The organism is Paracoccus methylovorus (assembly GCF_016919705.1).
Lineage (GTDB): Bacteria > Pseudomonadota > Alphaproteobacteria > Rhodobacterales > Rhodobacteraceae > Paracoccus > Paracoccus methylovorus.
On sequence record NZ_CP070371.1, the window covers coordinates 471,154 to 487,226 of the forward strand.

At 65.8% G+C, this 16,073-nt stretch carries 18 protein-coding genes; 14 read left to right on the forward strand and 4 right to left on the reverse strand.

The window, feature by feature from the left end; all coding sequences use genetic code 11:
- The first annotated feature begins 1 nt into the window (after nucleotide 1).
- From JWJ88_RS15465 to hypE, 12 genes are read left to right on the forward strand one after another with little or no spacing between them, the layout of a single operon-like run.
- Nucleotides 2–619: a HyaD/HybD family hydrogenase maturation endopeptidase gene (locus JWJ88_RS15465; protein WP_028714008.1), complete on the forward strand. Its 618-nt coding sequence runs from the start codon at nucleotides 2–4 to the stop codon at nucleotides 617–619.
- Entirely contained in the window at nucleotides 619–930 is a 312-nt protein-coding gene (locus JWJ88_RS15470) for a HypC/HybG/HupF family hydrogenase formation chaperone (RefSeq protein ID WP_011749370.1), read from the forward strand. Before JWJ88_RS15465 ends, JWJ88_RS15470 begins: the two co-directional genes overlap by 1 nt.
- Before the next feature lie 3 nt (nucleotides 931–933).
- Nucleotides 934–1,353: a thioredoxin domain-containing protein gene (locus tag JWJ88_RS15475; RefSeq protein ID WP_104494085.1), complete on the forward strand. Its 420-nt coding sequence runs from the start codon at nucleotides 934–936 to the stop codon at nucleotides 1,351–1,353.
- Between the two features lie 12 nt (nucleotides 1,354–1,365).
- A complete protein-coding gene (locus tag JWJ88_RS15480; protein ID WP_205296620.1) occupies nucleotides 1,366–2,199 on the forward strand; it encodes a hydrogenase expression/formation protein in 834 nt (277 codons plus the stop codon).
- Nucleotides 2,196–3,047, forward strand: coding sequence for a [NiFe]-hydrogenase assembly chaperone HybE (hybE, locus tag JWJ88_RS15485; protein ID WP_011749373.1), 852 nt, complete (start codon nucleotides 2,196–2,198; stop codon nucleotides 3,045–3,047). The genes JWJ88_RS15480 and hybE overlap by 4 nt, the downstream gene beginning before the upstream one ends.
- A complete protein-coding gene (locus JWJ88_RS15490; protein ID WP_011749374.1) occupies nucleotides 3,044–3,946 on the forward strand; it encodes a hypothetical protein in 903 nt (300 codons plus the stop codon). Before hybE ends, JWJ88_RS15490 begins: the two co-directional genes overlap by 4 nt.
- Nucleotides 3,939–4,280, forward strand: a complete 342-nt coding sequence (gene hypA, locus JWJ88_RS15495; protein ID WP_011749375.1) for a hydrogenase maturation nickel metallochaperone HypA — start codon at nucleotides 3,939–3,941, stop codon at nucleotides 4,278–4,280. The genes JWJ88_RS15490 and hypA overlap by 8 nt, the downstream gene beginning before the upstream one ends.
- Nucleotides 4,280–5,200 (forward strand): hydrogenase nickel incorporation protein HypB, encoded by a 921-nt coding sequence (gene hypB, locus JWJ88_RS15500; protein ID WP_011749376.1) that lies wholly within the window; start codon nucleotides 4,280–4,282, stop codon nucleotides 5,198–5,200. The genes hypA and hypB overlap by 1 nt, the downstream gene beginning before the upstream one ends.
- Before the next feature lie 3 nt (nucleotides 5,201–5,203).
- Entirely contained in the window at nucleotides 5,204–6,685 is a 1,482-nt protein-coding gene (locus JWJ88_RS15505) for a sigma-54-dependent transcriptional regulator (protein WP_011749377.1), read from the forward strand.
- Between the two features lie 2 nt (nucleotides 6,686–6,687).
- Nucleotides 6,688–6,972 carry a HypC/HybG/HupF family hydrogenase formation chaperone gene (gene hypC / locus JWJ88_RS15510; protein ID WP_011749378.1) on the forward strand — a complete coding sequence of 95 codons (285 nt, stop codon included), beginning with the start codon at nucleotides 6,688–6,690 and terminating at the stop codon, nucleotides 6,970–6,972.
- The gene (gene hypD / locus JWJ88_RS15515; RefSeq protein WP_011749379.1) at nucleotides 6,969–8,105 is read left to right on the forward strand and encodes a hydrogenase formation protein HypD; all 1,137 of its coding nucleotides are present in this window, start codon (nucleotides 6,969–6,971) and stop codon (nucleotides 8,103–8,105) included. The genes hypC and hypD overlap by 4 nt, the downstream gene beginning before the upstream one ends.
- A 12-nt stretch (nucleotides 8,106–8,117) precedes the next feature.
- Nucleotides 8,118–9,173, forward strand: coding sequence for a hydrogenase expression/formation protein HypE (gene hypE / locus JWJ88_RS15520; RefSeq protein ID WP_011749380.1), 1,056 nt, complete (start codon nucleotides 8,118–8,120; stop codon nucleotides 9,171–9,173).
- A gap of 648 nt (nucleotides 9,174–9,821) precedes the next feature.
- Here the strand turns inward: hypE and JWJ88_RS15525 are convergent.
- From JWJ88_RS15525 to JWJ88_RS15535, 3 genes are all read right to left on the reverse strand, one after another.
- Nucleotides 9,822–10,859 (reverse strand): CNNM domain-containing protein, encoded by a 1,038-nt coding sequence (locus tag JWJ88_RS15525; protein ID WP_011749382.1) that lies wholly within the window; start codon nucleotides 10,857–10,859, stop codon nucleotides 9,822–9,824.
- Complete coding sequence (locus JWJ88_RS15530) at nucleotides 10,856–12,130, reverse strand: hemolysin family protein (protein ID WP_240200343.1); 1,275 nt, start codon at nucleotides 12,128–12,130, stop codon at nucleotides 10,856–10,858. The genes JWJ88_RS15525 and JWJ88_RS15530 overlap by 4 nt, the downstream gene beginning before the upstream one ends.
- 873 nt (nucleotides 12,131–13,003) lie before the next feature.
- A complete protein-coding gene (locus tag JWJ88_RS15535) occupies nucleotides 13,004–13,909 on the reverse strand; it encodes an AraC family transcriptional regulator (RefSeq protein ID WP_011749384.1) in 906 nt (301 codons plus the stop codon).
- Nucleotides 13,910–14,000: 91 nt separating this feature from the next.
- Here JWJ88_RS15535 and JWJ88_RS15540 point away from each other — a divergent pair, with 91 nt between their 5' ends.
- Entirely contained in the window at nucleotides 14,001–14,732 is a 732-nt protein-coding gene (locus JWJ88_RS15540; RefSeq protein WP_028710140.1) for an SDR family oxidoreductase, read from the forward strand.
- 32 nt (nucleotides 14,733–14,764) lie between these two features.
- Here the strand turns inward: JWJ88_RS15540 and map are convergent, their stop codons facing one another.
- The gene (gene map, locus JWJ88_RS15545; RefSeq protein ID WP_205296870.1) at nucleotides 14,765–15,514 is read right to left on the reverse strand and encodes a type I methionyl aminopeptidase; all 750 of its coding nucleotides are present in this window, start codon (nucleotides 15,512–15,514) and stop codon (nucleotides 14,765–14,767) included.
- 112 nt (nucleotides 15,515–15,626) lie between these two features.
- Between map and JWJ88_RS15550 the strand changes: the two genes are divergently transcribed.
- On the forward strand, nucleotides 15,627–16,070 hold the full coding sequence (locus JWJ88_RS15550; RefSeq protein WP_028710141.1) for an Rrf2 family transcriptional regulator: 444 nt from the start codon (nucleotides 15,627–15,629) through the stop codon (nucleotides 16,068–16,070).
- Nucleotides 16,071–16,073 lie beyond the last annotated feature (3 nt).

The window sequence follows — 16,073 nt, forward strand, 5'->3', positions numbered from 1 at the left end:
GATGCCAGCGGAAGCGCCTGCAAATATCCTTGTTCTGGGGATCGGCAATGTGCTTTGGGCCGATGAGGGCTTCGGGGTGCGCTGCGTCGAAGAGATGGCCGCGCGCCATGCCTTGCCCGAACGGGTGAGGCTGCTTGATGGCGGCACGCAGGGGCTGTATCTGCTGCCCTTTCTGGAAGAAGCCGATGCGCTGATCGTCTTTGACGCGGTGGATTACGGACTGCCCCCCGGCACGCTGAAGCTGGTCGAAGGGGCAGAGGTTCCGGCCTTTCTGGGCGCCAAAAAAATGAGCCTGCACCAGACCGGCTTTCAAGAGGTGATCGCCACCGCCCAGCTGCTGGGGCGTTGCCCGGCGCAGCTGATGCTGATCGGCTGCCAGCCGGTCGAACTGGAGGATTACGGAGGAGGGCTCCGCCCCGAAGTGGCCGCGCAGATCGACCCTGCCATCGGGATTGCGCTGGCGAAGCTGGCCGAATGGGGCGTTCAGGCCGGCGAGGGTGCGACCTCGGGCCAGCTTGCGGATCCGGCGATCCGGCGCGAGGCCTATGAGACGGGCCGCCCCGCCGCCTCTGATGCCTGCCGCGAGGGCGATGCGCGCTTTTTCCCGGGGGCCGGCTGATGTGCATGGGCATCCCGATGCGGCTGGCGCAGGTCGACGGCATCGCCGGGCAAAGCGAGGGCGGCGATCTGATCGACCTCAGCCTGACCGCCGATGCGCAAGCCGGCGACTGGGTGCTGACCTTCCTCGGCACGGCGCATGAGGTGATCGACGCTGACCGCGCCGCACGGATCGCGGCGGCATTGCAGGGGTTGCGGGCGGTCATGGCGGGGGGCGACGCTTCGGGCGCCTTTGCCGATCTCGAGGGTCGCACCCCGGCGCTTCCGTCCCATCTTCAGGCGGCGCTGGCCGCAGGCCGCAAAACGGGTTGACCCATGCATGACCATTCCCACGACATTCTGCACAGCCCCGGCGGGGGCGCCCTGCACCCGCTGCTGGCGCGGCTGGAGGCCGAATTCGGCTGGCCACGCCTGCATTCGCTGCATGACGTCGCAGAGTTTACCGCCCGCCCCGGTCTGCATTGCCTGTTCGTTCCGGGCGACCCCGCCCGCAATCTGGAGACGGTGGACGCGGCGGTGATCCTGCCGGAACTGCGCATGGCCTTTCAGAACGCCTTTGATTGCGCCGTGGTGGATGACGCCATCGAAGCAACGGTCCGCGAAACCCACAGGGCGCTGAAAACGCCGGGTTTTCTGTTCTTCCGCGATGCCTCTTATCTTGGCTCGATCGAGAAGATCCGCGACTGGAACGATTACATCGCCCGCACCAGCCACATCCTCTCGCTGCCGGGTTGAAAGGCAAAGACAATGGCCCAGAATTTTCACCTGCCCCCTGTTGGTTTCGGCCCCGGATCGCAGCCCGACGATGGCGAGGGGCTGGAGTGGCTGCCGCTGCCCTCCGGGATGCGCACCTATGACATGCATCTGCCCGAGGTCGGGAATGTCGCGCCTCTGGCGCCCGCGCTGGCGATGCTGGCCGAAATCGCCGCGGCCTGCGATCGTGTGGCCCAGGGGGCGGCGCCGGTGTCGTTCGATCTGTCCGCGCTGGATGCGGCCAACCGGGCGCTGATGGCGGAAACGCTGGGTCAGGGCGAGGTGTCGCTGCGCGTGCGCGGCGTGCCGGCGGTGGCCGTGCAGGAAAGCGTCTTTGCCGGGGTCTGGGTGCTGAAGGCCGAGGGGATCGACCGGGTCGAGGTCGCGCCCGTGCCGCAGCTTGCCCTGACGCGGGCGTTCCATGCGCAGCGCCCGGCGATCAGGGCCCTGGCCCCGCGCGCGCCGGGGGTGGTGAACGCCCCTGCCTTGCTGGCTGAACTGATGGACAAATCCCTGTCCTGGCGTGGCCCCGGTGATCTGCATGTGGTGAACCTGACCCTGATTCCGCATACCGAAGAGGATCTGCTCTGGCTCGATCAGGCTCTGGGCGAGGGGTCGGTGACCATCCTGTCGCGCGGCTATGGCAATTGCCGCATCACCGCGACCGCGCAGGATCGTCTGTGGCGGGTGCAGTTCTTCAACTCGATGGATGTGCTGATCCTCGATACCTTCGAGGTGACCGCCATGCCCGAGGTGGTGCTGGCCGCGCCCGAGGATCTGGCGGACAGCGCGGGCCGCATTCGTGAAGTGCTGGGGGCGATCCGATGAGCGTCGAGACCGCACGGGGCGGGTTCGAGGGGTCTTATCTGGGCGCCAATGACCGGATCAGCCCGCAGGCGATCATGGAATGCAAGATCTGCTGGACCAGCTATGACCCGGCCGAGGGGGATGAATACCGGCAGGTTCTGCCCGGCACGCCGTTCGCGGCCTTGCCCGCCGACTGGAAATGTCCCGGCTGCGACGCGCCGAAGCAACAGTTCATCGTGCGCGAGGATCCCGGCTCTGACGAGATGCGGATCGCGGCCGAGATCGAGCGGCGCTGCGCCCGGCTGGTCGCCGACTTCCGCGAGGTCTTCAACGCAAAGATGCGCGACGTGCCGATCATCAATCAGGCGCTGCATGTCGAGGCGATGGCCTTTCGTCCCTGGCAGGGCGGCTTTCTGGGGGTGCTGATCGCGCCCTGGTTCATGAACCTGATCTGGCTGCCGGGCGAGGATCAGGACTGGTCGGCCCTGAAGGCGGGCGAGAAAGAGGTGGTCGCCTTTCCCTCGGGCGAATATGAATTCATCCATAACAGCCGCGAGATGACCGGCCCTTACAAGGCCTGTTCGCTGTTCTCGCCGATGGCGGATTTCACCAGCCAGTTGCAGGCCGTCGAGGTCGCGCGCGCGGTGATGGTCGAGCTGTTCAAACCCGAAAACCGCGACGGGACCGACCGCGCCGCCGAGATTCGCGCCGCCCGCGAGGCCGAGCTTGCACCGCCGTCCGAGGCCGGACCGGCATCGGATGCACCGATCCCCAATCCGCGCCCCACGCGCCGGGCGCTGCTGACCGGCGGGCTGGCCGCTGCTCCGGCAGAGGGCGACGATCCGGAGATATCCGGGGGCGTGGAATGATCTCTGCCTCCGTCAGCTTTCGCCTTTTGCCCCGCGACGGAGGGCTTGCCCTTGCGCCGGGGGCGCAGGCGGGGCTGGCGGTGGATGCGCTGATGACGGGGCGCAGGGTGGATGAGGTCAGGCAGATGCTGCCCGCCCTGTTCGGCCTGTGCCGGTCCGTGCAGGAATGGGCTATGGCGCTGGCGCTTGGGCTGCCGCTGCCGCCCCTGGACGATCTGCGCCGCGACATGATCCGCGACCATCTGGCCAGGCTGTGCCTGCATCTGCCGCCGCAGCTTGGGCTAGCGCCCCTGGCGTTGCCGCAGGGCTGGCAGGCGGGGGGGCGCGCGCTGCGGGTGGCGCTTTTCGGGCAGGATGGCCTGCCCGGACCCGGTGATCTGGCCGCATGGAGCGCGGGCCCCGCGCCGCTTGCGCGCCTTGTCGCGGCGGTTCAGGGGCATTTCGCGCCGGGCGAGGCGGTCAGCGATCTGCCGGCGATGACGGATCCGTTCGGCGACGGCCTTGTCGAGAACAGCCTTGCCACACGCCATGCCGGACATCCGCTGCTGATGGCGGTGCGGGGCGCATATGGTCACGGGCCTCTGGTGCATCTGCTGGCCCGGCTGGTCGATCTCGACGCCCTGTCGCGCGGGGCTTTCCCGCCGCCCCGCCGGATGGCACAAGGGGCGGCGCTGGTGCCCTGTTCGCGTGGCTTCTGCGCGCTTGAACTGCGCGCGGCCGGCGGCATCGTGACCCGCTTTTCGCGCCGTACGCCCACCGATCACCTGCTGATGTCGGGCGGGCTGCTGGCGGCCAGCCTTGCGACACTTCCGCCAGACAAGGCTGATCGGGCGCCTTTGCTTGCCATGATCCTTGATCCCTGTATCCCTCTGCATCTGGAGGCCGGACCCCATGCATGAGATGTCGCTTTGCGAAGGGATCCGCGGCATTGTAGAGGATCAGGCCCGCCGCCACGGTTTTTCCCGCGTGACCCGGATGCGGCTGGAAATCGGGCGCTTTGCCGGGGTGGAAAAGGCCGCGCTGAGCTTTGCCTTTGACGTGGTCATGCGCGGCAGCCCGGCCGAGGGCGCGGTCCTGGAAATGATCGACCTGCCGGGCCGGGCAATGTGTTTCGACTGTGCCGAACAGGTGGAATTGGACGACCGCCTGTCGCCCTGTCCCCTTTGTGGCGGTGGCAGGCTGATGCCCGAGACGGGGGACGAAATGCGGATCAGGGATATGGAGGTGATCTGATGTGTGGGATTTGCGGTTGCGGCAGCACGGTGACGGTGGACGGGCGCGAGATCAGCCATGACGAGGCGCACCGGCTGGGCCTGGCCCATGAGCACGCGCAGGATCACAGCCATGGCCATGGGCACAGCCATGCCGCGAATGGTCACGCGCATGACCATGGTTCCGGCGATCACCACCACCATCATCACGACCATGCGCCGGGCCATGGTCACCATCACGACTACGGCGCGGGCGCGGCGGGTCTGTCGGTGCCGGGCCTGACGCAGCAGCGGCTGATCGAGGTCGAGACCTCGCTTCTGGCCCGCAATGACGGGTTGGCTGCGGGCAACCGGCGGGTACTTTCGGCGCTGCGAGCCTTTGCGGTCAACCTTGTCTCATCGCCCGGTTCTGGCAAGACCACGTTGCTGTGCCGGACCATCTCGATGCTGGAAGGCCAACCGCTGGCGGTGATCGAGGGCGACCAGCAGACCGAGAACGATGCCGACCGGATCCGCGCCACCGGCGCGCGGGCGGTGCAGGTCAATACCGGCAAGGGCTGCCATCTGGATGCGCAGATGGTGGGCGGTGCGATGGATGCGCTGCGGCTGGAACCGGCCTCGCTGCTGTTCATCGAAAATGTCGGCAATCTGGTCTGCCCCGCGGCTTTTGATCTGGGCGAGGATGCCAAGGTCGCGATCCTGTCGGTGACCGAGGGTGAAGACAAGCCCTTGAAATACCCTGATATGTTTACGGCCGCAAGGCTTGCCATCCTGAACAAGATCGACCTTGCCCCCCATTGCGATGCCGATCCCGAGGTCTATGAGGCCAACCTGCGGCGGGTGAACCCCGGCATAGACATCCTGCGCCTTTCGGCCCGCACCGGCGAGGGGATGCAGGCCTGGATCGACTGGCTGCGTGCCGGTCTGGCGACAAAGTCCTGAGCCATGCCCACGCCGCGCCCCTTTGTCCTGCTGGTGGATGACGAGCCGCATTCGCTTTCGGCGATGCGCATGGCGCTTGAGGATGAGTTTGAAATCCTGACCGCCCCGGATGCCGCCGCCGCCGCCCGGCTGATGGAAGAGGAATGGGTGCAGGTAGTGGTCTGCGACCAGCGGATGCCCGGCCAGACCGGGGTGGAGTTCCTGACCGGGCTGCGCGAGCGCTGGCCGGAAACGGTGCGGCTTCTGATAACCGGCTATACCGATCCCTCGGCCATCGTCGATGCGATCAATCTTGCCGGCATCCATCAGTTCATCGCCAAGCCCTGGCATCCCGACCAGTTGCTGATGGCGGTGCGCAATGCGGCGCAGCTTTTCCATCTTGCGCGCGAGAATGAACGTCTGGCGCTGGAGATGCGCCGGCTTGCCTCGACCTCCGAAACCCGGCTGGAAAAGCGCCGGCGGGCGTTGCGTCAGGGGCAGGGCTTCGACAGCGTGCTGCGTGCGCCCAACTCGCCCATGAACGCCACGGTTGATGCGGCGCGGCATTATGCGGCCTTCGATGTGCCGGTGCTGCTGACGGGCGAGCAGGGCACCGGCAAGGAGCAGCTTGCGCAGGCGATGCATCTGGCCTCGCTGAGGGCGGACCGGCCCTTTTACGCGCTGGATCTGACCGGAATGCCCGATGAGCTGGTCATGGTCGAGCTGCTGGGCGCGCGGCGCGGGGCGGTGGCCGGGGGAACCAGCCGGATCGGCCTGATTCAAAAGGCGGATCGCGGGACGCTGTATCTGTCGGGGATCGAGACCATCACGCCCGAATTGCAGCTTGTGCTTTTGCGCATCCTGTCCGGGCGCGGCTTCACGCCGGTCGGCGGGCAAGAGACGCTGACCAGCAATCTGCGCCTGATCGCCGGCGCCGGCACGGATTTGGCGGCTCTGGTCACCGAAGGGCGTTTTCGCGCCGACCTCTATTACGCTCTGGCGGTGGCCGAAATTGCGGTGCCGCCCCTGCGCGCTCGGCGCGGCGATATCGCCATGCTGGCCCAGCACATGCTGGCCGAGCTGGCGGCCCGTCATGGCAAGCTGGTGCATGGTTTTGACGGGCCCGCGCTGGAATTTCTGGAAAGTTACGACTGGCCCGGCAATCTGCGCGAATTGTCGAACGAGATCACCCGGATGCTGATCCTTGCGCAAGACAGCGTTCTGGGCGCCGATCTGATCTCTCGCCCGATCCTGCAGGGTCCGCCGGGTGAGGATGGCGCCGGCCGTCTGACCCAGGCGGTGCTTGCCGGCGTCGGCAGCCTGAAAGAGCGGGTCGAACTGATCGAAATGCGTATCCTGCGCGAGACGCTGACCCGCCATCGCTGGAACAAAAGCCGCGCGGCGGCCGAGCTGGGTGTGTCGCGGGTGGGCCTGCGCGCCAAGCTGGACCGCTATGGCGTCAAGGACCCGGCCGAGCGTCAGGCCACCCCGGAAGAGGAGGAATAGCCATGTGTCTGGGAATTCCCGGTCGCATCATCGCCATGACCGATCCCGCGCGGATGATGGCCATGGCCGAGGTCTCGGGCGTGCGCCGCGAGGTCAATATCGCCTGCGTGGCCGAGGGGCCGCCCGAGGGGCTGATCGGCCGCTGGGTGCTGATCCATGTCGGTTTCGCCATGAGCCTGATCGACGAGGACGAGGCGGCGCGCACGCTGGCCGCGCTGCATGAACTGGGCGAGGCGCAAGAGGCGCTTGAACAGATGGCCGAAGCCGACCGGGAGATGGCACGATGAAATTCGCTTCGGAATTCCGCGATCCCAAGGCGGCGCGCGCGCTGCTGGCCGCGATTGCCCGCCGCGCCGAGCAGATCGGCGCCAGCCGCGAAAAGCCGGTGCATATCATGGAGATCTGCGGCGGCCACACCCATTCGATCTTTCGCTATGGTCTGGACAAACTGGTGCATGAGGGCGTGGAATTCATCCACGGCCCCGGCTGTCCGGTTTGCGTTCTGCCGCGTGCGCGGATCGATGAATCCATCCAGATTGCCAGGCGTCCGGGCGTCATCTTCACCACCTTTGGCGATGCGATGAGGGTGCCGGGCCGGTCGCAATCGCTGTTGCAGGCGCGGGCGGCGGGGGCGGATATCCGCATGGTCTATTCGCCGCTGGATGCCCTGGCTCTGGCCCGGAAATACCCCGAACGCGACGTGGTGTTCTTTGGTCTGGGCTTCGAGACGACGACCCCTTCGACCGCGCTGGCCATCCAGCAGGCCGCGCGGGAAGGGTTGGGCAATTTCAGCGTCTTCTGCAACCATATCACCGTGCCCGAACCCATCCACGCCCTGCTGAAGGATCCGCATATGGTGCTGGACGGGTTCATCGGGCCGGGTCATGTCTCGATGGTCATCGGCGTGCATCCCTATGATTTCATTGCCCGGGACTTCCAGAAACCGCTTGTCGTCGCAGGTTTCGAGCCGACCGATCTTCTGCAATCGGTGCTGATTGTGCTGGACCAGATCGCCGAGGGGCGCGCCGAGGTCGAAAACCAATATGCCCGCGTGGTCCCCGAGGAGGGCAATCCGGTTAGTCTGGCCGCCATTGCCGATGTCTATGAACGGCGCCCCAGCTTTGAATGGCGCGGTCTGGGCGAGATCGACGCCAGCGGATTGCGCATCCGCCCGAAATACGCAGCCTTCGACGCCGAGGAAAAATTCGGCATCGGCTATGCGGTGGCGCGCAATCCCGCACCCGAACCCGAGGGCTGTGCCTGTGGCGCCGTCATGACGGGGCGGGTCAAACCTACGGCCTGCCCGCATTTCGGCAAGGGCTGCACGCCAGAGATGCCGCTGGGGGCGCTGATGGTCAGTTCGGAAGGGGCCTGTGCGGCCTATTGGCAATATGGCGGTGCGCGGGTTGCAGCGGAATAGGGCGGGCAGAACATGAACGCAATGGCTTTTGGAACCCTGCGCGACAGCCATGTGACCCTGTCGCATGGCGGTGGCGGCAAGGCGATGGCCGATCTGATCGAGACCGTCTTTTTTCCCGCCTTCGGCCCCGGATCGGGCGAGGATCAGGCGCGGCTGACGGCGGATGCGCTGTGTGAACCCGGCGCGCGGCTGGCCTTGACCACCGACAGTTTCGTGGTCACGCCGCTGGAATTTCCCGGCGGCGATATCGGCAAGCTGGCGGTCTGCGGCACGGTGAACGATCTGGCCGTCGGCGGGGCACGACCGCTGTGGCTGTCGGCGGCGTTCATTATCGAGGAAGGCTGCGAGATTGCGCTGTTGCAGCGCGTGGTCGCCTCGATGGCGCGTGAGGCGGCGCTGGCCGGGGTGCGGATCGTGACCGGCGACACCAAGGTCGTCGGGCGCGGATCGGCGGACGGGGTGTTCGTCACCACCTCGGGCGTCGGCGTGATCCCGGCGGGGCGCGATCTGGTTGCGGCGCGGATCAGGCCGGGCGATGTCGTGCTGGTCAATGGCGTGCTGGGCGATCATGGCGCGGCCATTCTGGCGGCGCGCGGCGATCTGGCGCTGTCGACGGATCTGGTCTCGGACTGTCAGGGGCTTGGGCATCTGATGGAGGCGGTGCTGGCCGCCGCCCCCGGCACCCGAGCCGCCCGCGATGCGACCCGCGGAGGGCTTGCCGCGGCGCTGAATGAAATGGCGCTGGCGGCAGGATGCGGCATCGAAATCAGGGAAGATGCGCTGCCCCTGCGCCCCGAGGTGCGCGGGGTCTGCGAAATTCTTGGCCTTGATCCGCTCTATCTTGCCAATGAGGGAACCTTGGTCCTGTTCGTGCCCGAGGCCGAGGCTGAGGCTGCGCTGTGCGCGATGCGTTCCCGCCCCGAAGGGCAGGGCGCCGCAATCATCGGCCGCGCCGTCGCCGCATCCGAGGGGGGCGCCCATACGGCCCGTGTGCAGATGGTGACCTCCTTTGGCGGGCGCCGCATCGTCGACCGCCTCGTGGGCGAACAACTGCCGCGGATCTGCTGAAACGGACCCTTGCCGGCTTTGCGCGACCTCGGCAGCCCGGACGGGGTGCAGCGAGCCTGTTTCGTCATATTTGGCCGCTTTTGCACCGAGGAGAAAACCCTGCACCAACATAGGCGTAAAACCGTATGTCCTTTTTCGGCTGAACTGTGGCGGGTGGTCGCCCTGCATTGGCTGCTTTCAAAGAGAGCTACTCGATAGGCTCCGCCTCAAGCCAGGAGGATTAACCATGCAGGGGAATAGCGAACATTCCATCGGATTGAATGTTTCGAAGAATAACCACGTCATTGCAGTGGCCGAGGGTGGTCGGGGCGTGTATGGATGTATATGGACCTCGCCTGATTGCAACGGTCTGGTTGGCTCTGGTTCAGAACTCGCCATTGCGGACGTATATCCGGCTTCTGTGAACGGCCCGATCCTTCGTCGCCGCGAGCCCCGATGGATTTCCGCGCGCTTCCTCCTCAATGCCCCCGTGACATCGGCCTCCGCCGTGCCGGTTTGGGGAAGCTGCATTGCAGCGATCGATAACGTGACCAATGACCGTTTTGGGCCGGGTCGGTGCGTCGGATACAACGTTGCGGCACGATGCTGCCGAGAGCGCACTGGTTTGCCGCCCTCGGTCCATGGCGAGGCGCATCCGCCAACCGCAGATCATGCGGGGCTGCGCGTGGTCGCGGAGGGTGCCGGTGACGCGGGCAGGACGCGCCGGAGGATGTCGGCAAGGGTGACGACACCGGTGATCTGATCCCCGTTCATCACCACTGCCAGCTGCACGCTTGCGGAACGCATGCTCGCCAGTGCCTCGTAGATCGGTGTGCCGGCCTTCAGGGTAAAGGCGGGCCGTGCCACGCTTGCAGCCGGGGCCGTATCGGGTTTGAGCAGCAAATCGCGCACATGGATCACCCGCGGCGCGCCACCGCCATTGGTCAGAAGGCGCATGTGGGCCGTCCGGGAGGCGATGTCACGCACCTTCGCCACCGTCGCCTCCGGTTTGACCCTGGTGACGGTCTGCCCCGCCGAGATGATGCTTTCGACCGGCATCGTGCCCAGATCGATCAAGCCGGAAAGCTGGCGTCGCAAGCCCGGCTCCAGCGTGCCGACATCGGCTGAATGCTCGACAAGCTGCCGGATCGTGGCAGCGTCCTGACCGCCCACCGCTGCGCTCTCGACCGGCTCTACGCCGCTCGCCCGCACCAACCTGTTGGCGATGACATTGATCCAGTGCAGCACAGGACGCAGTGGCCAGATATAGGCGCGAGCAAGAACGCCGACCGCCATCGCCGACCTTTCGGGATTGGCGATAGCCCAGGACTTGGGTGCCATCTCGCCCACGACCAGATGGAGGAAGGTGACCAGCAAGAGCGACAGAAAGAACGAGGCGCTCTCGGCGATCCAGCCCGGCGCCCCCCATTCGAGGAGCAGCGGCCCGAGAGCGTAGTGGACTGCAGGCTTGGTGATCGCGCCAAGGACAAAGGTGGTGATCGTGATGCCAAGTTGAGCGCCCGCCAGCATCAGGGTCAGATCATTCATGCCGCGTAGCGCAGCACGGGCCGAAGGGCTGGTGGGGGCGCGTTCTTCCAGCCGGTGGCGGCGCGCACCAAGCAGGGCAAATTCAATGATCACGAAAAAGGCGCTGAGTATGATCAGGGCAATCGTGGCCAAGGTGACGAAAAGCGGATTGGTCATCATTGGTCTTGCTCCTGCTCATCCACGAGTTTGACGCGCACAAGGGTTGGCACATGGCGCGCGATGCGCAGAACATTCACCTCAAGGCGGCGACGCAGGGGGGCATCCGATACCACATCGGCACCGTCGGCCGGCAGATCAACGAGGATCGTGTCGGCCTTGGTGGGCAGGCGCCCCAACTGCGCGATGAGCAGGCCCGAGATCGTCTCGAAATCGCCGCGGGGCAGATCGTGGTTCACCGCGCGCTCCACCTCGTCGAGGTGAACATCGCCTTCCATCACCCAGACGCCCTCGTCCTCTTCGCGTAGCGGCTGGATGGCGTTTTTGTCGAATTCGTCGGTGATCTCGCCCACGACCTCCATGGCGATGTCCTCGATGGTGAGGACGCCGGAAAATCCACCGTATTCGTCGATGACGCAAACCATCTTGTTGCCGGATTTGACCAGTGTCTCAAGCGCCGCCGGCAGCGGCATCAGCGTCGGCACAATAGCGACCGGCCGCATCACCGTGGCCGCCGTGGCTTCCAGTTGCTCGGCATTCACCTTTGGAAGAATATCGGCCAGATGCACGACGCCAACCGGCACGTCATCATCGTCAATGACCGGATAGCGCGTGTGGCCATGCGCCATCATCTCGCGCAGTTCCGCGATGGTGGTATCGGGGTCGACCCAGTCCGCCTGCGCTCGCGGGACCATCGCATGTTCGGCATCCCGGTGGGGGAAGTCTAGGATCCGGTCCATCATGAGCGACAGCTCGACCGGAAGATCGCCGCTTTCGCGGGAGTCCGCGATGATATGGGGCAGGTCCTTGGCCGAGGCGCTGACGTCGAGGTCATGCACTGGCTCGATCCGTAAAAGCCGCAGGAACAGGTTTGCCGCCTTGTCGAAGAAGGTGATCAGCCAGCCGAAGAGCGACAGATAGGTCGTCGTCGAGGCCGCCAGTGCCTTGGCCATAGGTTCTGAATTCGCAATGGCCAGGTTCTTGGGGTAAAGTTCGCCAAAGATCATCTGGACGATGGTGGCGAAGAGCAACGCAAGGATCGTCCCAACGCTGATCCCTATCGATTCGGGAATGCCAACACCGCCCAGCAGCATGCCCAGGGATTTGCCGACCAAGGGCTCGGCGACATAGCCGACCATCAGCCCCGTCACCGTGATGCCGAGCTGAGCGCCCGAGAGCATGAAGCTGGTGCGCTTCGTGACGGCAAGGGCGCGCTTTGCAGCCAAATCGCCACTTGCGGCCTGCGCGGCGAGACGGGTGCGGTCAACCGCCATATAGGCAAATTCCTGGGCAACGAAGTAGGCGCCGGCTGCGATGATAACGAGGATTACGAGCAGGCCAGCAAGCAGAAGTAAGAGCGGTTCAAGCATGGGCGGAATGGGGTCTCATGGTCGGGGGCACTACGCAGGGACCTGTGGTTCCCGTGCAGTGCAAGTGAACGAGATGTCGGGGGAGCATGGTTGCGTGCGAGCGGGCATCCCGCCAAGAGCCCGGAAAGCCTCGGGGTGATCGGAGGATAGGCGGGAAACACCGTGGCAGCGAACCATGAGGAACGCAGGGCAGCGGTCGCCTGCACTGCCGACAATCCGGCAGAACGGGCCATCCGCGCAGGGGCGTAGATATCGATGGTATCTGTTCTGATGCGGAGGATCGAGGCGCTGGACTAGGAGGCTCTTCGTCCCCCGCGGGACTTCGGCTTGGCTCAGGCATTAGGCGCAGTGGTCTGATGCGTGGATCACCAGAACTCCCTCCGACAGGTTTCCATTATCCGCGTTCGGCAATGACGCGGCCTCGCCACGCACCTACACCTTATCGTCTGGATCCTGATTTTTCCAGTGGCGCATGCGATCACCCCATGGGTAGCGAAATTCGATCCACCAATTGCCGGGGCTGGCCACATCAGCGCTCCAAATGACCATAACACCTCGACCCAAGCTACACCGAGCGCCGGTGACGACTTTGCCTCGCGTCAAATCTTGCCCCGAGCTATGCAGATCATCATTGGTCAGGGGATGGTGTTACAGAGTTAGTCCGCCCCGCCTTCCACCAAGATTCGCGGCATCGTGACAGCCCGTGTCGAACGGCTGATTTGGCGTAGGCGACGGTGCACCACCATGGAGGTCGATCGGCCGCAAAAGGCCGTCTTTTCATCCCTCCGCCAGCACGGCTTTTGCATACCGCCCCGGCGGTTGGCCGGTGTGGCGGCTGAAAGCGGTGCTGAAGGTGCTGGCGGAACCATAGCCCACCCTCGCCGCGACCTCCTCCAGCGCAAGGCTGCCGCGCCGCAAGAGATCGCGCGCCACCGCCATGCGCCAGATGGTCAGGTATTCCATCGGCCGGCGGCCGACCAGGCGGGTGAACCGCTCGAAGAAGGCCGAGCGCGACATGCCGGCCGTTTCGGCCAGGTCGGGAACCGTCCACGTGCGGGTGATGTCGCCATGCAGGCTGCGCAGGGCGCTGGCGATGCGCGGATCGGAAAGGCCGCGCAGCAGGCCGGGTGCCGCGGCTCCTTCCGGCGCGGCGCGCAGCGCCTCGATCAGCAGGATCTCGACCAGACGCGCCAGAATCAGGTCGCGGCCCGCATCGTCGCGCGCAGCCTCCTCGCCCAGCATATGAACCAACTGCGTCAGGCGGGGCACGCCGCGCAGATGGATCATCCGGGGTAGCAGGGTCACCAGCAGCGCCGCGTCCGGCGCCGCAAAGGTGAACCAGCCGCCGAACTGCCGCATTTCGGGCGGGCCGTCCTGCCGGCCGTGGCGAACCTCGTGCTTCGCCGGGTCGGTCCGGGCGTCGATCCGGCGCAGCGGGCCGGGGTTCAGGCTGGACATGCCGAAACGCGGCGTGGCGGGCAGCAGCACAAAATCGCCGGCCTCGACGGTGACCGGCTCTTCGCCCTCGACGGACAACCGGCAACGGCCCATCGTCATCGCCGCAAAGGCCGGGCGGCCGAATTCGGTATATTCAACCGCCCAGTGGCCTGCGGCGGTGATCCCCTTCGAGAACACCGCCTGCGGGCGCAAAAGTTCGATGACCTGAGCAAGTGGATCCGACATTCAGGACTTCCGCAAATTCAATCAGGACTTCTGATTGGTGATACTCCTGACCATGCACGCTACATTCCTGCTGTCAACTCAGGAGATCATCATGAACACCGTCCTCATCACCGGCACCTCGTCGGGCTATGGGCTGGAAACCGCCCGCTATTTCCACGCGCAGGGCTGGCAGGCCATCGCCACCATGCGCACCCCACGCGACGGGCTGTTGCCCGAAGGCCTGCGCATCCTGCCGCTGGACGTCACCGACCCGGCCAGCATCGCCGCCACCATCGAAGCCGCCGGCCCCATCGACGTGCTGGTGAACAACGCCGGCATCGGCCTTGTCGGCGCCTTCGAGGCCGCGCCGATGGATTACGTCCGCAAGCTGTTCGACACCAACACCTTCGGCACCATGGCCATGGTGCAGGCGGTGATCCCGCAGATGCGGGCGCGGCGGTCGGGCGTGATCGTCAACGTGACCTCCAGCGTGACGCTGGCGCCGATGCCGCTGGCCGCCGCCTATACCGCCAGCAAGCAGGCGATAGAGGGCTTTACCGGATCGCTGGCGCATGAGCTTGCGGCCTTCGGTGTGCGGGCAAAGCTGGTCGAACCGGGCTATGCCCCGACCACGCGGTTTTCACAGAACATCGACTTTGCCATTGAGGACATGATCCCCGAAGCCTATGCCGATTTCGCTGCGCCGATCTTTGCCGCCTTCGCCAGCCCGGCCCTGACCACCAGGGAAACCGACGTGGCCGAGGCGGTGTTCCTGGCGGCGAATGACACTTCCGACCGGCTGCGCTATCCGGCCGGACCCGATGCGGTGGCGCTGGCGGCCTGACCCATTGTCGGCGGGGGGAAGGACCGCCAGGTTCAGCCCGGCAGCGTGACCACCATGGCACCGCGATCCGTCGCGACGACCGTATGCTCGTATTGCACCACCGGGGCGCGCGGTTCGTTGTAAAGCGTCCAGCCGTCGTCCGCCTCCGTCGCCCAGAGGCCGCCTCTGGACAAGAACGGTTCGACCGTCAGTACAAGCCCCCTGTGGATACGGCGTTTTTCGCCGCGCGCGGGCCAGGTCGGGATTTCCGCGGGCTCCTCGTGCAGCGCCCGGCCGATGCCATGGCTGGCAAGGTTGCGGATCAGCGTATAGCCGCGCCGCTCTGCAAACTTGCCGATGGCGCGACCGATGCCCGCAAGCGGGCGGCCGCTGCCGACCTGGGCAATACCGATCTGCATCGCCTGCCTGCCATCGCGGCACAGCCGATCCAGCGAGGGGCGCACGGGCGCGACGCGATATGTGGCGCCGGTATCGGCGAAATAGCCGTTCTTCGAGGCCGACACGTCGATATTCACCAGATCGTCCGCCGCGATCACCCTGTCGCCGGGGATGCCATGGGCGATTTCCTCGTTGACGCTGATGCAGGTCGCGCCGGGGAAATCATAGGTGGATTGCGGCGCCGAAAGGGCGCCCTCGCGCTCCAGCAGCGCGCGGCCGATTTCGTCCAGTTCGCGCGTGGTCATGCCGGGTTCCATCGCCTTCGCCATGGCCTGCATGGTGTTGGCGACGATCCGGCCGATCTCCTTCAACCCGTCGAGTTCGTCCTGATTGGTGATCGTCATCGCCTGTGCCCGCTTTGATCTGATGCTGTAACCGACATCATAGCGGTGATGCGTGGCGATGTCCCGCATCACTGTCTTGACCGCCGCTCCGAATCGTAACATATATAGTTACATGAAACGTGACAGTCGCCTTTCCTCGGTCCTTCATGCCCTGCTGCACATGGCGGAACAGGACGGACCTGTGACCTCCGAGGCGCTTGGCCGGTGCCTCGGCACCAATCCGGTCGTGGTGCGCCGCACCATGGGCCTCTTGCGCGAGGCCGGGCTTGTCACGGCCGAGCGAGGGCACGCCGGGGGCTGGCGCATCTCGGCCGACCTGGCGGCGGTCAGCCTGCGCCGGCTGCACGAGGCCTTGGGGGAACCGGCGATCTTCGCGATCGGCAACCGCAACGAGACGCCGGAATGCCTGGTCGAGCAATCGGTCAATGCCGCGCTGGAGGGTGCCTTTGCCGAGGCCGAGGCGCTGCTGCTGGAACGTTTCGCCGAGGTGACGCTGGCCGATCTGGCCGAGGATTTTGCCCGCCGCCATGCGCAGAGGCGGGCGGCGAAGGAGTAGGAC

Coding starts and splice junctions, on each gene's coding strand:
- JWJ88_RS15465 (WP_028714008.1), top strand. CDS start 2: ATGCCAGCGGAAGCGCCTGCAAATATCCTTGTTCTGGGGATCGGCAAT.
- hypD (WP_011749379.1), top strand. CDS start 6,969: ATGAAATTCGCTTCGGAATTCCGCGATCCCAAGGCGGCGCGCGCGCTG.
- hypA (WP_011749375.1), top strand. CDS start 3,939: ATGCATGAGATGTCGCTTTGCGAAGGGATCCGCGGCATTGTAGAGGAT.
- JWJ88_RS15535 (WP_011749384.1), bottom strand. CDS start 13,909: ATGTCGGATCCACTTGCTCAGGTCATCGAACTTTTGCGCCCGCAGGCG.
- hypE (WP_011749380.1), top strand. CDS start 8,118: ATGAACGCAATGGCTTTTGGAACCCTGCGCGACAGCCATGTGACCCTG.
- hybE (WP_011749373.1), top strand. CDS start 2,196: ATGAGCGTCGAGACCGCACGGGGCGGGTTCGAGGGGTCTTATCTGGGC.
- hypC (WP_011749378.1), top strand. CDS start 6,688: ATGTGTCTGGGAATTCCCGGTCGCATCATCGCCATGACCGATCCCGCG.
- JWJ88_RS15540 (WP_028710140.1), top strand. CDS start 14,001: ATGAACACCGTCCTCATCACCGGCACCTCGTCGGGCTATGGGCTGGAA.
- JWJ88_RS15550 (WP_028710141.1), top strand. CDS start 15,627: ATGAAACGTGACAGTCGCCTTTCCTCGGTCCTTCATGCCCTGCTGCAC.
- JWJ88_RS15530 (WP_240200343.1), bottom strand. CDS start 12,130: ATGGCGGTTGACCGCACCCGTCTCGCCGCGCAGGCCGCAAGTGGCGAT.
- JWJ88_RS15525 (WP_011749382.1), bottom strand. CDS start 10,859: ATGATGACCAATCCGCTTTTCGTCACCTTGGCCACGATTGCCCTGATC.
- JWJ88_RS15470 (WP_011749370.1), top strand. CDS start 619: ATGTGCATGGGCATCCCGATGCGGCTGGCGCAGGTCGACGGCATCGCC.
- hypB (WP_011749376.1), top strand. CDS start 4,280: ATGTGTGGGATTTGCGGTTGCGGCAGCACGGTGACGGTGGACGGGCGC.
- JWJ88_RS15505 (WP_011749377.1), top strand. CDS start 5,204: ATGCCCACGCCGCGCCCCTTTGTCCTGCTGGTGGATGACGAGCCGCAT.
- JWJ88_RS15480 (WP_205296620.1), top strand. CDS start 1,366: ATGGCCCAGAATTTTCACCTGCCCCCTGTTGGTTTCGGCCCCGGATCG.
- map (WP_205296870.1), bottom strand. CDS start 15,514: ATGACGATCACCAATCAGGACGAACTCGACGGGTTGAAGGAGATCGGC.
- JWJ88_RS15490 (WP_011749374.1), top strand. CDS start 3,044: ATGATCTCTGCCTCCGTCAGCTTTCGCCTTTTGCCCCGCGACGGAGGG.
- JWJ88_RS15475 (WP_104494085.1), top strand. CDS start 934: ATGCATGACCATTCCCACGACATTCTGCACAGCCCCGGCGGGGGCGCC.